We start from the raw sequence: 15,902 nt of genomic DNA, 5'->3' as shown, positions 1-15,902 counted from the left end.
TATTAACCGGGTGAGGCATGCAGGATAGTCCGATTAAAAGATCTAGTATAAATGGTTTATTTGTCACTGGTACGGATACCGAGGTCGGTAAGACTTTTGTTTCTGCAGCTTTGGTTGAAAGCTTAAGAGCATCCTATTGGAAGCCTGTACAAACCGGACCTGTTCAGGATCACGATACACCTGAAATCCAGCGATTAACCGGGGGGGCGTATCGCAAGATCTATCCTTGTTCCTACAGCTTTCCAGACCCTTTATCTCCTCATGAAGCGGCTCGACGTGTAAGAGAGACAATTGATCTGGACAAGATCGAGTTGCCTTCGATTTCCGAGAATGAATTTCTGATTGTCGAAGGAGCAGGGGGAGCTTTGGTTCCTCTGAATGATCAGTTTATGATGACTGATTTGATGGTGAAAGTTAATTTGCCTGTGGTCATCGTGGCGCGTTCGGGATTGGGAACAATCAACCATACCTTATTGACAATTGAGGCCCTACAACGTCGAGGAATTACCTTGGCGGGTGTTATTATGAACGGGCCTAAAAACAAGGGCAATCGAGAAGCAATTGAGGAGTATGGTAAAATAGCTGTCGTTGCTGAGTTGCCCAGATGTGAGGTTGTAACACCGGAAACCATCATAGGGCTTTTGCCTCGATTGAAGCGTTTTTCAGCGAGTTTGGGCCGTAGTTAAGATCATCTGTAATGAAAAATGATAATAAAAATAGTGTGAAGGGTAAAAATAATGACTGGCAACTTTCTTGAACTGGATAAGCGTCATGTCTGGCATCCTTTCACGCAAGCTCAAACTGCGCCTGATCCTGTAGTTATTGATTCTGCCAAAGGTGTTCTTTTACGAACAAAAGACGGCCGGGAGATTGTTGATTATATCTCGTCTTGGTGGGTGAATGTTTTTGGGCACGCAAATCCCAAGATTGCCAATGCAATTTCAGAGCAGGCTAACAAGCTGGAGCAAGTTATTTTTGCCGGCTTTACACATGAACCAGCGGTTAAGCTAGCACAACAACTCAGCACTCTTTTACCTGGTGACCTGAATAGGGTTTTCTTTTCAGATAATGGATCGACAGCAGTCGAAGTGGCGATGAAAATTGCTTACCAGCATTGTCGTAATACAGGGCAGGAAAAGCGCACACGCTTTATGACGTTTGATGGTGCTTACCATGGGGATACCGTCGGGGCTATGTCAGCCGGTATTTCTTCGCAGATGTTTGATGCCTGGAAAGATCTGTTGTTTTCCGTTGATATCATGCCCTATCCGCATACTTGGGAAGGTGATGATGCGATCGAGGCCAAAGAAAACGCGGCACTTGAAGCGATTGATCTGCACTTGGAAAGACATGGCAAGGAAGTCTGCGCAATGATCCTTGAACCGTTGGTTCAGGGGGCAGGAGGGATGCGTATGGTGCGCCCCGAGTTCATTAAGACTGTGGTTCAGAAACTCCAGTCACAGGGAATTCTGGTGATCTTTGATGAGGTGATGACCGGATTTGGCCGTACAGGAGCTAATTTTGCCTGTGATAAGATTGGTGTGACGCCAGACCTTATTTGTATCTCAAAGGGATTAACAGGCGGATTTTTGCCCTTGTCAGTGACTGTCGCTACCGATCATCTTTATGAATCTTTTTTAGGTGAAACCTTTGATAAAGCTTTTTGTCATGGGCATTCCTTTACAGCTAACCCTCTGGGATGTGCGGCTGCTTTGGCATCTATCGAGCTTTTGCAAAGTTCAGAAACCCAGAACAATTTTAAGCGTATTGAAGCCGCCCATCACAAGGGGATGGATTATATACGTGCGCTGCCTCAGACACGTCATCATCGCATACTGGGCACGATCGGGGCCTTTGATGCGATTGTGGATGATGGGGGCTATACATCGTCACTTGGCGGGGAGTTAAAAAAATGGTTTTGGGATCGTAATATGTTAATCCGTCCGCTAGGCAATGTGCTTTATCTTTTACCGCCTTATGTCATTTCTGATCAGCAAATTGATGACGCGTGGAAAGCGATGGCGTTGGCAATGGAAGAACTAAACTCTCTATCGTGATATTGTTTGGAAAAAGCCTAGAAGCATATATGGATTTTTGCAGATTTTGTTGGCGCTTTTCGGCAATACTCTAAAACAGATTTTACGATAAAATACGAAGACAACAGGCTTGGATACTTGCCGAGATGACAGGCTCAGGCTAGAACAGCGTCAGAGAACAATATGGAAGTGAAATCCATCATGGATAACGAAGTTGATATTACAGCACCCGAAGAAGTACCACAGTCTGTGAACATTTCTTCTATGGGATTTTCTTCAGGTGAGGCGGCAACAAAAAATAGTGCTGGCACGCAATCTACGGATGTTCGAAACAATTGGACACGGGAAGAAATCGAAGCGCTTTATGATTTACCAATGATGGATTTGTTGTTCCGTGCGCAGACTATGCACCGGACGTATTTTGATCCGAATAAAGTACAGCTCTCGACGCTTTTGAATATCAAAGAAGGGGGCTGTGCAGAAGACTGTAAATACTGTTCGCAATCCTCGCGCTATAAAACCGATGTTGGCGCAAGCAAGTTGATGGATAAAGATACAGTTGTTGAATATGCAAAAAAGGCCAAGGCAAACGGATCTGGCCGTTTTTGTATGGGGGCTGCATGGCGCAATGTAAAAGACCGCGATATTGATAAAATATCCGAGATTGTAACGGCTGTTAAAGATCTGGGTATGGAAACCTGTATGACGCTGGGCATGCTGAACAAGGATCAGGCCGATAATCTGAAAGAAGCGGGGCTGGATTATTACAACCATAACATTGATACATCGCCTGAATATTATCCCGAGGTTATCACGACACGATCTTTTGAAGATCGCATCGAAACCTTGGGTAATGTTCGTGATGCTGGGCTTAACGTTTGTTCCGGTGGTATTATCGGGATGGGCGAAGAACGCAAAGATCGCGTTGGTCTCTTGATGGCTTTGGCTAATCTTCCAAAGCATCCGGGATCTGTGCCGATTAATATGCTGGTACCTGTGAAGGGAACACCGTTTGGTGACATGCAGCGTATTGATAGCTTTGAGATGATCCGGACGGTTGCGGTTGCACGTCTTATGATGCCAAAATCCTACGTACGTTTGTCTGCTGGACGTCGCTCATTGGGGGACGAAGGTCAAGCCATGTGCTTTATGGCTGGCGCGAACTCAATCTTTTATGGTGACAAGCTTTTGACCACTGCCAATCCGGAAGAAAACGAAGACATGGCTTTGTTTGCCCGCTTAGGTTTGGAAACTGAGCAAAAGGGTGCTGTTGTTGAGCACAATCATGAAGCACCGCGAGGCTGTGGCTCACCTGATTGTGGCTGTGTTTAAAGCATCAAAATAGTCCAGTTAAATAACCCTAAGTGAATAGGGTATGAAAAAGGCGGCACGTGCCGCCTTTTTATTTGGTTTGTGGGATACTTATCTCTGTCTAGTTTCCCACTCTGGATGAATCCACGTCGGGGCATTTGATGCTGGCAAAGGATTATTCCCCAAGATTATGTCGGCTGCTTTCTCTGCGACCATGATGGTTGGCGCATTGAGGTTTCCGTTGGTAATCGTTGGGAAAACGGAACTATCTACGACGCGTAAATTTTCGATGCCCCGGACCTTACATTCGTTATCAAGAACTGCCATCGGATCGTTATCTGCTCCGATTTTACACGTGCAGGAAGGATGATAAGCGCTCTCTGCATTTTTTCTGATCCATGCGTCGAGTTCATCGTCTGACTGCAAAGCAGCACCGGGCTGGATTTCATCTTCGCAGTACGGTGCCATTGACGGTTGTTCCATGATTTCACGGCTCAGGCGGATGCATGCTCTGAAAGCTTCGCGATCATCTGCGTGTTCGTTGTAATTGAACAAGATTTCAGGCTTGTCGTTTACATCACTTGATTTAATGCGAATGTGGCCCCGACTTTTGGGTTTGTTCGGGCCGACATGGACCTGAATGCCATGTCCTTCAAAAGCAGCTTGGCCGTCATATCGCATCGCTGCAGGCAAGAAATGATATTGGATGTCAGGCCATTTTAAACCAGCTTTAGAGCGGATAAAGGCACAGGATTCAAAGTGGTTCGTTGCACCTAGTCCATTTTTGAATAGCATCCAGCGGGCGCCGATTAAAAACTTGTTCCAAAGATCCAGTTTACCGTTCAGGGTGATGGGTTCTTTACACCGGAACTGGAAATAGACTTCCAGATGGTCTTGTAGATTTTCGCCAACACCGGGTAGATCATGAATAACCTCAACACCCGCTTTTTTCAGCACGGCTGATGGACCTATACCTGAAATTTGCAGAAGTTGAGGGCTACCGACAGAACCTGATGAGAGAATAACCTCGGTTGACGCTTTAACCGTTTGGTTGACACCACCGACTTCTATCTCAATGCCTGTTGCTTTTTTGCCTTCCATAATAATGCGTTTAGTGAGGGCGTTTGATATGACCTTCAAGTTAGGACGCTTTATAACGGGCTTGAGATAGGCGTTTGCCGTTGACCAACGCACACCATCTTTAACCGTCATGTGCATCGGGCCAAAACCTTCTTGACGGTAACCGTTATAATCTTCTGTTGGGCCATACCCGGCTTCTTCACCTGCTTTGATAAAGGCTTCGTAAAGCGGGTTTTGCATTTCGTTACCATTACAGGTGGCGAGCGGACCGTCGTCGCCTCGATATTGGTCGCGACTACCTTTCCATGTTTCAGCCCGCTGGAAGTAGGGAAGACAGTTTTTATACCCCCACTCTGCCGCACCTTGCTCTTCCCATTCGTCAAAATCACAGGCATGGCCACGAACATAGACCATGCCGTTAATAGACGATGAGCCGCCAAGCACTTTACCTCTAGGGCAGTGAAGGCGTCTGTTATCCATATAGGGTTCTGGTTCGGACTCAAAATCCCAGTTATACCTTTGCATATTCATAGGGATTGACAGTGCCGTAGGCATTTGAATGAAGATAGAGCTGTCACTTCCACCAGCTTCAATCAGTAATACAGAGTTGTCGGGATCTGCGCTTAAGCGATTGGCAAGGACACAGCCCGCTGATCCGGCACCGACAATGATGTAGTCAAAGGTATCGTCTGACATTGTTAGTAACTCCAGTCAATCAAGGGGGATATCCCCCTTCGTTATTTTAATCTAAAGGTCTGGCCTAAAAGATTGTTATTTATTTGCTTTGTATAGCAGCATCTCAAAGTAATCGAATGCAACTTCACGTGCTTTTTCGCGTCCACTGGTATGATCTTGAAGTGAGGTTCTAACCCACAAACCGTCAATTAGTGCGACTAATCCAAGGGCAGCATTTTCGACATCTTTAGAGGGCAGTATCATCTTAAAGATATGTTTGAATGTGCTCATCTGTCGTTTTTCATAAATATGTTGAAGACGTAACATTTCTTCAGAATGCGGTACATGTGCCCAGAAAGCGAGCCAAGCAGAAACTGTTTCAGGTTCGAACAAATGAGCATCCAGATAGGCAGATATAAGAGCTTTAATCTTATCTTCTGGTGTTGTTGCCTGTTCCAAATATTTTAATACAGAAAGCCTTAAATCAGAGAGCATGCTCTGCATTGTTGCCCGAAGCAGGTCATCTTTATCTTTAAAATAGTGGTGGACGATACCTGTTGAAACGCCGGCTTTTTGACTAATCAATCTTATGGTAGTATCGGCATAACCTCGCTCGTGAATAGCGGAAATAGTTGCCTCGATGAGCTGTTTTTTTCGTATGGCTTCCATTCCCACTTTGGGCATTCTAGGTGTCCTGCGTAGCTGATGTTTTGATCAGGTAGTGTATTTTATTTTAATTGGACGTTCAATCAATAAAAATAAAATACACTACCTGAATATAATGGTATGAATTTTAACGATGATTTTACTCTCGTGCGATGATTATATAGGGCGTTAGTGGAACAGTTTTTGATTGGTCCGGTACAGAATAAATAACTATAAACTGAAGTCATGCTGAGGCGTTTATGGATCCACTATTTATAACCAAAATTGTTTTTGTTGCATTTGTTGTTTTGGCAATGCTGATGGATCTTATTCAGATGCGGATCCCGAACATTTTGTCCTTGGCAGTTATTTTACTTTTCCCTGTTGCCTACCTTGGCAGTAATATGCCGACCCCTTTTCTTGATCATCTTATTTCTTTTGGGATTGTACTTGTTGCTGGTCTTCTTCTGTTCGCGTTCAGAATTTTAGGGGGTGGGGATGTGAAATTCATGGCAAGTCTGGCGCTGTGGACGGGATTGGGGGTGTTACCAATCTTTGTTGTGGTTATGACTTTAGTCGGGGGAGTACAGGTTCTTCTTATTTTGATGTTAAGAAAAGCTGCGCCACAAATTGAATATCTTTTGGCAAAGTTTAATATTATTTTGCCAGAGTGGCTCCAAAGGAATGGAGGCGTACCCTATGGTGTCTCTATAGGGACCGCTATATTGATCGTTTTTGATCAAATTCCCTTCTGGGGTGCGTAAAGACGTTAGATTTTTTCTTCAAAATTTTGAGTATTCAAAACGTCTAAATTTGTTTTAGAACCCGGCATGTTGGGATGAATGAGCAACGCATCGCCATAAGCATATTTAAAAAGTAAGTTATTATTAGTGATTATTATGCTATACATACGGTGGGGTTACTTCTGTCTTTGGATGAGATAGTTGATAGATATAATCAGGGGAAAAGAACTCCCCGAACAAGCCGCGGCAGAAGAGAGCTTTTGTCGCCTTTATGATTATTGGCGTTCTGTTACCCCCAACGGCAGGATGCTTCCCGGTCGTCAGCATATAAACCCTGCTGATATCACCGATCTGTTAGGTCGGATTGCCCTAGTCGATGTTCTCCACAAAGAAAATGAAACACAATTCCAATATCGATTATGGGGATCAATCATGACCGAAATTATGGGCCAGGATTGTACGGGAAAGTTTATTCATAACTTGTTTTCTGGAAAGCAATTGGAAACAATTCACCATGCTTTTAAATCTGTTGTTGAGTTTGGGTGCCCTCATTTTTGTGAAGTGACTTGGGGCGTCGAAGACAAAGAGTATCGGAAATACAAGCGTTTGCTTTTACCGTTGGCCGCAGATGGAAAAAGGGTAAATATGATACTTGGAGCAATCGTTGAATCAGAACCAATTGTCGAGAAATCGTCTTTTTCAAGATATGCCCATTAAGTACTGATACAGTATTCGTCTGATTCACATAATATGCGATATGAAAAAAAGAATTTCGGATGGATATTATATTCTCTTTCAATTGTTTGTAGATGTTATTGTACTAGTACAACTTTGGTATCTTTGTAATTATAGCGTTTCCTAATGTTTCTCTCTGTTTTTTTGTGATATGTACATCAAAAATATTGAGCTGAAATCTTTATGTTTCAATGTTTGCGATTTTATCAACGATTGTTGTCTTTTGAACCGTTTGCATCTGTGTCGCATCCGAGACAGCAGCCGTGAGCTCTTTCTGAAAATCATTCATGGCTAAAGCAACTAAAAAAAATAGCCAGTATGAAATCTTACCGATCAAGGGGAAAAGTTGTGAGTGATCTCAAAAATAACAAAATCAAGAAATTGCTGGTGGCTAACCGCAGTGAGATTGCTATTAGAATATTCAGGGCAGCAACAGAACTTGGTATTGAAACGGTTGCGATTTATTCGAATGAAGATCGTTTTGCCCTGCATCGTTTTAAAGCAGATGAAAGCTATCTTGTCGGTGAAGGGCAGGGACCTGTTCAGGCCTATCTGGGCATTGACGATATCCTGAGAGTCGCCAAAGAAGCGGGTGTTGATGCTATTCATCCGGGATACGGATTTTTATCTGAAAATCCTGATTTTGCTGATGCCTGTAAGGCTGCGGGCATTATTTTTGTGGGTCCTACGGGTGATACAATGCGCAGCCTTGGAAATAAGGTGTCGGCTCGCGATTTGGCGGAGAAGGCTGGTGCACCTGTGATGCCAGCAACCATTGCTTTGCCCCAAGATGATGCTGAAATCACAAAAATGGCTGCTGCAATTGGATACCCCTTGATGACCAAGGCAAGTTGGGGCGGTGGTGGTCGCGGTATGCGGGTGATCGAAACAGCTGAAGAGCTATTAGAACAAGTTGATGCAGCACGAAGAGAGTCACTGGCGGCTTTTGGCAGTGACGAAGTCTATCTTGAGAAGCTGGTGCGCCGGGCGCGTCACGTTGAGGTTCAGATTATCGGCGATAGCCATGGAAATGTCGTTCATCTGTTTGAACGGGATTGCTCTGTACAGCGCCGCAATCAAAAAGTTGTCGAACGGGCACCTGCTCCTTATTTGAGTGATGAACAGCGTAAAGCATTTTGTGATGCAGCTCTGGCCATTGCGAAAACTGCACATTATGGCAATGCGGGAACCGTTGAATTCTTGATGGATATGGACACGGATAACTTCTATTTCATCGAAGTTAACCCAAGGGTTCAGGTTGAACATACGGTCACGGAAACCGTTACAGGTATTGATATCGTCCAATCACAGATCAAAATTGCGGCTGGGGGCAAAATTGGCGATGTCTCTTCCGGTGTCCCCGTGCAACAGGACATCAAGCTTAATGGCAATGCGATTCAGTGCCGTGTGACGACGGAAGACCCGGAAAACAACTTTATTCCTGATTACGGTAAAATTCTGGCTTACAGAGGCGCGACTGGATTTGGTATTCGTCTCGACGGAGGCACAGCCTTTTCCGGTGCTGTTGTTACCCGTCATTATGATTCCCTGTTAGAAAAAGTAACTGCTTGGGGCGGGACACCTGATGAAGCAATCGCTCGTATGGACCGTGCGCTTCGTGAGTTCCGGATCAGAGGTGTTTCTACCAACCTGACTTTCTTGGAAAATGTCTTATCACATCCGAAGTTCCGAGGCGGGGAATATACGACTAAGTTTATTGATGATACCCCGGAACTCTTTCACATGCCCAAAAGGCGAGATCGGGCATCAAGACTGTTACGTTTCGTTGGCGATGTAATGGTGAACGGTAACGATGAAGTTTCGGGGCGTATTCACCCCGAAAATCCGCATGTCGCGCGTCTTCCTGTTATGTCAGTAGATAAAATTCCCGATGGAGCAAAGCAGATCCTGGATCAAAAGGGGCCAGAGGCTGTTGCAAAATGGATGAAGGAAGAAAAGCGATTATTGGTAACGGACACAACCTTTCGTGATGCACACCAATCTTTGCTTGCAACCAGAGTCCGGACCAGTGATTTAACCTCTATTGCACCATACTATGCAGAAAATCTAAGTAATCTCTTTTCTATGGAGTGCTGGGGGGGAGCGACATTTGATGTATCAATGCGGTTCTTAAAGGAATGTCCTTGGGAACGTTTGGAGAAGCTCAGAGCCACAATGCCTAATCTGTTGACGCAGATGCTACTCAGGGCTTCTAACGGCGTCGGTTATACCAACTATCCTGATAACGTCGTTAAATATTTTGTACAGCAATCGGCAGATGCTGGAATGGATGTATTCCGTGTTTTTGACAGCCTGAACTGGGTTGAGAATATGCGTGTTGCCATGGATGCTGTTTGTGAAACAGGAAAAATCTGTGAGGCTGCGATCTGTTACACAGGGGATATTCTAGATCCCTCAAGACCCAAATACGATCTGAAATACTATGTGAATATGGCTAAGGAGTTGGAATCTGCTGGTGCGCATATTCTGTGTATCAAGGATATGGCCGGCCTTTTGAAGCCAGCAGCAGCCAAAGTTCTGATCAAAGCGCTTAAGGACGAAGTTGGTTTACCAATCCATTTCCACACACACGATACCAGCGGTATTTCTGCTGCGACCGTGATGGCTGCTGCCGAAGCAGGGGTGGATGCGGTTGATGCCTGCATTGATTCTATGAGTGGGCTGACATCTCAGCCAAGTCTTGGGTCAATTGCTGCTGCGCTTCGTAATACGGAGCGAGATACAGGCTTGGACGATGCTTCCCTACAGGAACTTTCCAGCTATTGGGAACAGGTGAGAGCAAATTATATTGGCTTTGAAAGCGATATCAAAAGCGGTACGTCTGATGTGTATCATCACGAAATGCCAGGTGGCCAATATACCAACCTTCGCCAGCAAGCCCGATCTCTGGGTATTGAAGAACGCTGGCCGGAAGTATCCAAGGCCTATGCCAACGTCAATGATATGTTTGGTGATATTGTCAAAGTAACGCCGTCCTCGAAGGTCGTCGGTGATATGGCATTGATGATGGTAACAAGCGACCTTTCCCGTTCTGATGTTGAAAATCCGGATAAAGAGATTGCCTTTCCTGAATCGGTCGTCTCTTTCTTCAAAGGTGATTTGGGGCAGCCTGTGGGTGGGTTCCCTGCTTCTTTACAGGCAAAAGTACTCAAAGGCGATACTGCAATCACAGAGCGTCCGGGGTCTTTGATGCCAGCAGCTGATCTTGACGCAGAACGGGCTGAGGTTGAGAAAAAAGTAGAGCGAACAATTACTGACAATGAGTTTGCATCCTACTTGATGTATCCGCAGGTTTTTATTGATTTTGCTCAACATCAACGAAATTTCGGCAGCGTTTCTGTTTTACCAACACCGGTATTTTTCTATGGAATGGACGTTGGCGAAGAACTTTCTGTTCATATTGATCAGGGCAAGACCTTGATCATTCGTTTCAGAGCGATCAGTGATCCTGATGATGAGGGCGTTCGTACTGTTTTCTTTGAACTCAATGGTCAGCCCCGGAACGTGAAGGTTTTGGATCGTAGCAGGGCTTCTGCTAAAGAGGCTCATCCTAAGGCTGATTCAGGGAATTCGGATCATCTGGGTGCGCCAATGCCGGGTTTGATCGTGACGGTATCTGTTGGTGAAGGTGATCAGGTCGAACAGGGCGATGTTCTGATGTCGATTGAGGCGATGAAGATGCAAACCTCTGTACTTGCTGAAAAGTCAGGCACGGTGAACAAGATTCTTGTTGCGCCGGGATCAAAAGTTGAAACCAAAGATTTATTGGCAATCATAGAAGATTAATAAAATAGCCTCACTCATGTTTGTGAGTGAGGCTATTTTACGAAGCTAATCTATCTCGAGTTGTGATGCGCTTAACTCAAGCCATTCCTGAAGGCGTTCTTCGGGGCTGTCGTTGTAAAGAACATCTGTCACAACGCAGATAATATCGGCACCTGCGGCATAGATATCTGGCGCACGTTCCACGGATAGTCCCCCGATAGCAACAAGAGGCGTATCGCCAACCATCTCTTTCCAGCGACTAACATTTTCAGCCCCCTGCGGAGCCCAATGCATTTTCTTCAAAATGGTCGGATAGACCGGGCCTAATGCAACATATTCAGGTTCCAGGTCCAATGCACGTTCCAGTTCACCTTCGTCATGGGTGCTGATGCCAAGTTTTAGTCCTGCGTCTCGAATAGCGCCGATATTGGCATCATCTAGATCTTCCTGGCCCAAGTGGATGAAATCACAGCCAAGTTCAATCGCTAGTTCCCAATAGTCATTGATGATCAGTTGTGCTCCGTATTCATTGCATTGTTCCTGAGCATAGATGATTTGTTCTCTGATCTGTTCTTCTGATGCATCTTTTATACGAAGTTGCACGAGCTTAAGCCCCAGAGGCAAAAACCTTGGCAACCACTGTGCGTCATCTACAATTTGATAAAAGGGATTAAGCATGATCTTGGTTCCAAAATGGTAATCCCGCAACGGGGGTTGAAGGGGCCGCCATATCACGTTTTTCTATGGGGTCTGCTTTGTAACATTGCAGGCCGCTTTCAATTGCAAGGGCAAAGGCTTTGGCCATAAGAACAGGATCGCCTGCTTTTGCCACAGCTGTATTTAACAGCACAGCATCGTAACCAAGTTCCATTGCGGCAGCTGCATGTGATGGCAAACCGATACCCGCATCAACAATCAGCGGAATGTCCGGAAAGTGTGCCCGTAAGGATCTAAGGCCATAGATATTGTTCAAACCCCGCCCGCTACCGATAGGGGCACCCCATGGCATTAAAAGCTCACAACCAGCGGCGATTAGCTTGTCAGCCACAACAAGATCTTCCGTTGTGTACGGGAATACTTGAAAGCCTTCTTCGCTCAAAATTCGTGCAGCTTCGACCAAGCCAAAAACATCAGGCTGCAGGCTATCATCTTCACCGATAACTTCAAGTTTGACCCAAGGTGTTTCAAAAATTTCGCGCGCCATGTGGGCTGTGGTAACCGCTTCCTTAACGCTTTTGCACCCGGCAGTATTGGGAAGTACTTTTGCACCGCTGTCTTTGATAAAAGACCAAAAATTTTGCCCAGATTGTTCTGTGCCTGACTCTCTGCGGAGTGAAACCGTGACGATTTCGGCTTTGGAAGCCTTGATGGCTTCGAGCATGATTGCCGGTGAAGGATAGAGAGCTGTGCCAATAAGAAACCGTGATGCTATTTCTTCGCCGTAAAACTTAATTGTCATCCTCAACCACCTTGCATTGGGGCGACGATCTCAATTTGATCGCCGTCCTCAATTTTATGTTCATGACGCATACTTGCCGGGGCAAGAGTGCCGTTAACGGCTGTTGCCACTTTTGCCGTTCCATATCCCTGTTCTGCCAATAACTCAGAGAGTGAAGCGGCGTGTGTCGCGACAGGTCGCCCGTTTAGTACAATATTCATTCTATATTTCCTGTTGATAGCGCAGGTTCATTTGGATGTTCATCTGTTGAGTTTAGGCGCAGGACTTGTTCCACAAGACGTTTTGCCATTGCGGGTGCAGCTAGATATCCGTGTCGATACATACCATTTAAATAGGTGGTATGACCTTTGTGAATTATCCTTGGCAGATTGTCGGGGAAAGCAGGACGAGCATCAACACCTATTTCAATAATCTCTGCCTCACCAAAGGCTGGATGTAGGGCATAGGCTGCTGATAGAAGCTCTAAGATGGAACGAACCGTGGCGCCGGATCTATTTTCGTTTTCAATCATTGTTGCGCCGACCATAAAAAGTCCGTTGTCTCTGGGCACGATATAGAGCGGAATTCTGGGATGCAACAAACGAACTGGCCGAGAGAGTTTTACCTCATTGCTTTTGATCAGTAGCATTTCGCCCTTTACGCCACGCAATTCATCTAAATGATCTTTTGCTGCCAACCCACGACAATCAATCCTATGATCTGCTTTCGGGGGAGCATCAAGCTCTTCTGCTGAAAAAGAGGTGTTTGACTGAAATTTAACGCCCATACTTTCAAGATAATTTACCAGTTCAGGCAAAATTTGTCTGGGGTCAAAGTGTGCTTCTTCTGGATAATAAAGTCCGGAGCTAAACCTGTCTGCAAGATCGGGTTCCAATACTGCAATTTGATCTTGTTTGACTTCTTGCCAATTTTCTGTTCTGCGGCCAAAGCGTTTCAGGTCTGGTAAATCACGAGATGTTGCAACAACCAGTGTTCCTTTTTTTTGGTAAGAGGATGTGAAATTTTCCCAGAATTTCATAGATTCCAAGCCCAGTTCACCAATCAATGGTTCCGCACTTTCCATTTCGCACCAAGGGGCCAGCATGCCGCCCGCCCACCAAGAACAACAATTCTCATCTGGCCCATTACTGGATGAGATAATGGTAACGTCACATTTTTTTTCTGCGAAAAATGCAGCACAGGAAAGACCGACAATGCCAGATCCAATAATTTCAATTTTCATTATCAAACAGGCTCCTTAGTGATGTCACTTTGTTGATTGATATCAATGTAAAGTTCACTGCCCATTTCTTTGTATTTTTTACTCATTTGCGCCATTCCTTGGGTTTTGTCATTGAGCTTATTGGCATAATCCCTGACTTCCTGAGAAATTTTCATGGAACAAAATTTAGGACCACACATGGAACAAAAATGCGCGACCTTATGCGCTTCTTTCGGGAGTGTTTCATCATGAAATGAACGAGCAGTGTCTGGATCAAGGGAAAGATTGAACTGGTCTTCCCAGCGAAAATCAAATCGCGCTTTGGAGAGGGCATTATCCCTGATTTGCGAGGCAGGGTGCCCTTTTGCCAAGTCTGCGGCATGTGCTGCAATCTTATAAGTGATAACTCCTGTTTTCACATCATCCCTGTTTGGTAGGCCGAGATGTTCTTTTGGCGTTACATAACAAAGCATTGATGTTCCGTACCAACCTATCATCGCAGCCCCTATGCCAGAGGTTATATGGTCATAACCGGGTGCAATGTCTGTGGTTAATGGACCCAGTGTGTAGAATGGTGCTTCTTTACATACTTCAAGCTGTTTATCCATGTTTTCTTTGATCTTATGCATCGGCACGTGCCCGGGGCCCTCTATGATAACCTGACATCCTTTAGCCCAAGCAACTTGAGTGAGTTCACCTAGTGTTTCGAGTTCAGAAAATTGAGCACGGTCATTTGCATCTGCAATTGACCCAGGACGAAATCCATCACCAAGAGAAAACGATACATCGTACTGGCGCATGATGTCGCAAATCTCTCCGAAATTTTCATAAATGAAACTTTCCTTGTGATGATGTAAACACCACTTTGCCATGATCGATCCACCACGAGACACAATGCCAGTTACCCGATCGACCGTTAAGTGTATATAGGCAAGTCGAACTCCGGCATGAATAGTAAAATAATCAACGCCTTGTTCGCATTGCTCAATCAAGGTGTCTTTGAACACTTCCCAGGTAAGGTTTTCAGCAACGCCGTTTACTTTTTCCAACGCCTGATACATTGGAACGGTGCCAATAGGTACCGGACTATTACGGATAATCCATTCTCGGGTGTGATGAATATTTTTACCTGTCGAAAGATCCATCACGGTATCTGCACCCCAACGCGTTGCCCATACCATTTTTTCTATTTCTTCTTCTACCGAAGAACTGACAGCAGAGTTACCTATATTCGCGTTAATTTTAACAAGAAAGTTTCGCCCGATAATCATCGGTTCTAATTCTGGATGGTTAATATTGGCAGGAATGATTGCTCTGCCTTTTGCAATTTCACTTCGAACAAATTCTGGTGTGACAAATTCGGGGAGTGACGCACCAAAACTTTCCCCTTGATCAAGGGATTGTCGGGCTTTTGGGTGTGTTTCTTTTCTGCCGAGGTTCTCGCGCTCTGCAACGTAAACCATTTCTTTGCTGATAATACCGGCACGGGCCATCTCATATTGAGTTAGAGGCTTTTCTCCCGTACCGCGATAGGGATTATGTTTGAGGGGGAAAGCATCAGAAAGATAAGCCCCCTGTGCTTTGCCATTGTCTTCTGGTAACAGGTCTCGGCCCGTGTATTGCTCAACAGAGCGTTCTTTAAACCAAGACAATCTGTGACGTGGAAGGCCTTTGTTTAAATCAATTGTTTGTTGCTGATCGGTGTAGGGGCCAGACGCGTCATATACGCGTACAAAGGGTTCCTGTTGATCACTTGTTTGTATTTCACGAAATGGAACCCGTAAATCAGCATCATGCTGTGGTGCCGTATATACTTTTTGGGAAGCTGTTAGAGGGCCTGTTGTAATTTCATTTATAATATTTTTTTTCGACATACTATAGATCTCCGATGCTTGAGTCACAATGGAGATCCGGGGAGCTTGGGGAGGCTTTGACAAATTCAGACTGTTGTAGATTCAGTACAGAAATTGCTTATGTTCCAATCCCTTCGCCGGCATTACCCGGATCAGGTTCGAAGGGTCCTGTACTTAATGATTACAATCTCAGCCGTATTTATACGGCACCCCTAGGAAACTAAAGTTTATAAAAGATAGAGCTTCAATAGACAAGCATGTTAGGCTTGGACTCAATATATTTATAAATTGGTCTCCGGTGTATTCGCGTTTGATTTATCGTTAGAACTATTTATAGGCTATAATTTTAGCCAAGATAGATTTATTGATCCCAAATTG

At 45.0% G+C, this 15,902-nt stretch carries 13 protein-coding genes and 1 riboswitch; of the genes, 6 read left to right on the top strand and 7 right to left on the bottom strand.

What is annotated here, in order from left to right:
• The first annotated feature begins 17 nt into the window (after positions 1-17).
• The 3 genes from bioD (at position 18) to bioB (ending at position 3,368) form a co-directional block, all read left to right on the top strand.
• Positions 18-686: a dethiobiotin synthase gene (gene bioD, locus ACN0W5_RS07435; protein ID WP_417453510.1), complete on the top strand. Its 669-nt coding sequence runs from the start codon at positions 18-20 to the stop codon at positions 684-686.
• Positions 687-737: 51 nt separating this feature from the next.
• A complete protein-coding gene (gene bioA / locus ACN0W5_RS07430; RefSeq protein WP_417453509.1) occupies positions 738-2,057 on the top strand; it encodes an adenosylmethionine--8-amino-7-oxononanoate transaminase in 1,320 nt (439 codons plus the stop codon).
• 162 nt (positions 2,058-2,219) lie between these two features.
• On the top strand, positions 2,220-3,368 hold the full coding sequence (gene bioB, locus ACN0W5_RS07425; RefSeq protein ID WP_417453508.1) for a biotin synthase BioB: 1,149 nt from the start codon (positions 2,220-2,222) through the stop codon (positions 3,366-3,368).
• A 90-nt stretch (positions 3,369-3,458) separates the two neighbouring features.
• Here bioB and betA read toward each other — a convergent pair whose 3' ends face one another.
• Both betA and betI read right to left on the bottom strand, forming a co-directional pair.
• Complete coding sequence (gene betA / locus ACN0W5_RS07420; protein WP_417453507.1) at positions 3,459-5,123, bottom strand: choline dehydrogenase; 1,665 nt, start codon at positions 5,121-5,123, stop codon at positions 3,459-3,461.
• A 75-nt stretch (positions 5,124-5,198) separates the two neighbouring features.
• Positions 5,199-5,786: a transcriptional regulator BetI gene (gene betI, locus ACN0W5_RS07415; protein ID WP_299380679.1), complete on the bottom strand. Its 588-nt coding sequence runs from the start codon at positions 5,784-5,786 to the stop codon at positions 5,199-5,201.
• A 221-nt stretch (positions 5,787-6,007) separates the two neighbouring features.
• On the opposite strand from betI, the gene ACN0W5_RS07410 reads away from it, so the two are divergent.
• The 3 genes from ACN0W5_RS07410 (at position 6,008) to pyc (ending at position 11,032) form a co-directional block, all read left to right on the top strand.
• Positions 6,008-6,511, top strand: coding sequence for an A24 family peptidase (locus ACN0W5_RS07410; protein WP_417453506.1), 504 nt, complete (start codon positions 6,008-6,010; stop codon positions 6,509-6,511).
• Between the two features lie 180 nt (positions 6,512-6,691).
• A complete protein-coding gene (locus tag ACN0W5_RS07405) occupies positions 6,692-7,207 on the top strand; it encodes a PAS domain-containing protein (RefSeq protein WP_417453505.1) in 516 nt (171 codons plus the stop codon).
• A gap of 336 nt (positions 7,208-7,543) precedes the next feature.
• Positions 7,544-11,032, top strand: a complete 3,489-nt coding sequence (gene pyc, locus ACN0W5_RS07400; protein WP_417453504.1) for a pyruvate carboxylase — start codon at positions 7,544-7,546, stop codon at positions 11,030-11,032.
• Positions 11,033-11,077: 45 nt separating this feature from the next.
• Here pyc and ACN0W5_RS07395 read toward each other — a convergent pair whose 3' ends face one another.
• The 5 genes from ACN0W5_RS07395 to thiC are packed head-to-tail and all read right to left on the bottom strand — an operon-like array spanning position 11,078 to position 15,545.
• Positions 11,078-11,689 (bottom strand): thiamine phosphate synthase, encoded by a 612-nt coding sequence (locus ACN0W5_RS07395; RefSeq protein WP_417453503.1) that lies wholly within the window; start codon positions 11,687-11,689, stop codon positions 11,078-11,080.
• Positions 11,682-12,470, bottom strand: a complete 789-nt coding sequence (locus ACN0W5_RS07390; RefSeq protein WP_417453502.1) for a thiazole synthase — start codon at positions 12,468-12,470, stop codon at positions 11,682-11,684. Before ACN0W5_RS07390 ends, ACN0W5_RS07395 begins: the two co-directional genes overlap by 8 nt.
• A gap of 2 nt (positions 12,471-12,472) precedes the next feature.
• Entirely contained in the window at positions 12,473-12,670 is a 198-nt protein-coding gene (gene thiS / locus ACN0W5_RS07385; RefSeq protein ID WP_417453501.1) for a sulfur carrier protein ThiS, read from the bottom strand.
• Complete coding sequence (locus ACN0W5_RS07380; RefSeq protein ID WP_417453500.1) at positions 12,667-13,692, bottom strand: FAD-dependent oxidoreductase; 1,026 nt, start codon at positions 13,690-13,692, stop codon at positions 12,667-12,669. Before ACN0W5_RS07380 ends, thiS begins: the two co-directional genes overlap by 4 nt.
• 2 nt (positions 13,693-13,694) lie before the next feature.
• Positions 13,695-15,545 carry a phosphomethylpyrimidine synthase ThiC gene (thiC, locus tag ACN0W5_RS07375; protein WP_417453499.1) on the bottom strand — a complete coding sequence of 617 codons (1,851 nt, stop codon included), beginning with the start codon at positions 15,543-15,545 and terminating at the stop codon, positions 13,695-13,697.
• 90 nt (positions 15,546-15,635) lie between these two features.
• Positions 15,636-15,748, bottom strand: a riboswitch (TPP riboswitch).
• Between the last annotated feature and the right edge of the window lie 154 nt (positions 15,749-15,902).

This window comes from Kiloniella sp. (assembly GCF_048270245.1).
Classification (GTDB): domain Bacteria; phylum Pseudomonadota; class Alphaproteobacteria; order Kiloniellales; family Kiloniellaceae; genus Kiloniella.
Note: the sequence above shows the minus strand (reverse complement) of the source record. Positions and strands in the feature narration are given on the sequence as shown.

Coding starts and splice junctions, on each gene's coding strand:
- bioD (WP_417453510.1), top strand. CDS start 18: ATGCAGGATAGTCCGATTAAAAGATCTAGTATAAATGGTTTATTTGTC.
- bioA (WP_417453509.1), top strand. CDS start 738: ATGACTGGCAACTTTCTTGAACTGGATAAGCGTCATGTCTGGCATCCT.
- bioB (WP_417453508.1), top strand. CDS start 2,220: ATGGAAGTGAAATCCATCATGGATAACGAAGTTGATATTACAGCACCC.
- betA (WP_417453507.1), bottom strand. CDS start 5,123: ATGTCAGACGATACCTTTGACTACATCATTGTCGGTGCCGGATCAGCG.
- betI (WP_299380679.1), bottom strand. CDS start 5,786: ATGCCCAAAGTGGGAATGGAAGCCATACGAAAAAAACAGCTCATCGAG.
- ACN0W5_RS07410 (WP_417453506.1), top strand. CDS start 6,008: ATGGATCCACTATTTATAACCAAAATTGTTTTTGTTGCATTTGTTGTT.
- pyc (WP_417453504.1), top strand. CDS start 7,544: ATGAAATCTTACCGATCAAGGGGAAAAGTTGTGAGTGATCTCAAAAAT.
- ACN0W5_RS07395 (WP_417453503.1), bottom strand. CDS start 11,689: ATGCTTAATCCCTTTTATCAAATTGTAGATGACGCACAGTGGTTGCCA.
- ACN0W5_RS07390 (WP_417453502.1), bottom strand. CDS start 12,470: ATGACAATTAAGTTTTACGGCGAAGAAATAGCATCACGGTTTCTTATT.
- thiS (WP_417453501.1), bottom strand. CDS start 12,670: ATGAATATTGTACTAAACGGGCGACCTGTCGCGACACACGCCGCTTCA.
- ACN0W5_RS07380 (WP_417453500.1), bottom strand. CDS start 13,692: ATGAAAATTGAAATTATTGGATCTGGCATTGTCGGTCTTTCCTGTGCT.
- thiC (WP_417453499.1), bottom strand. CDS start 15,545: ATGTCGAAAAAAAATATTATAAATGAAATTACAACAGGCCCTCTAACA.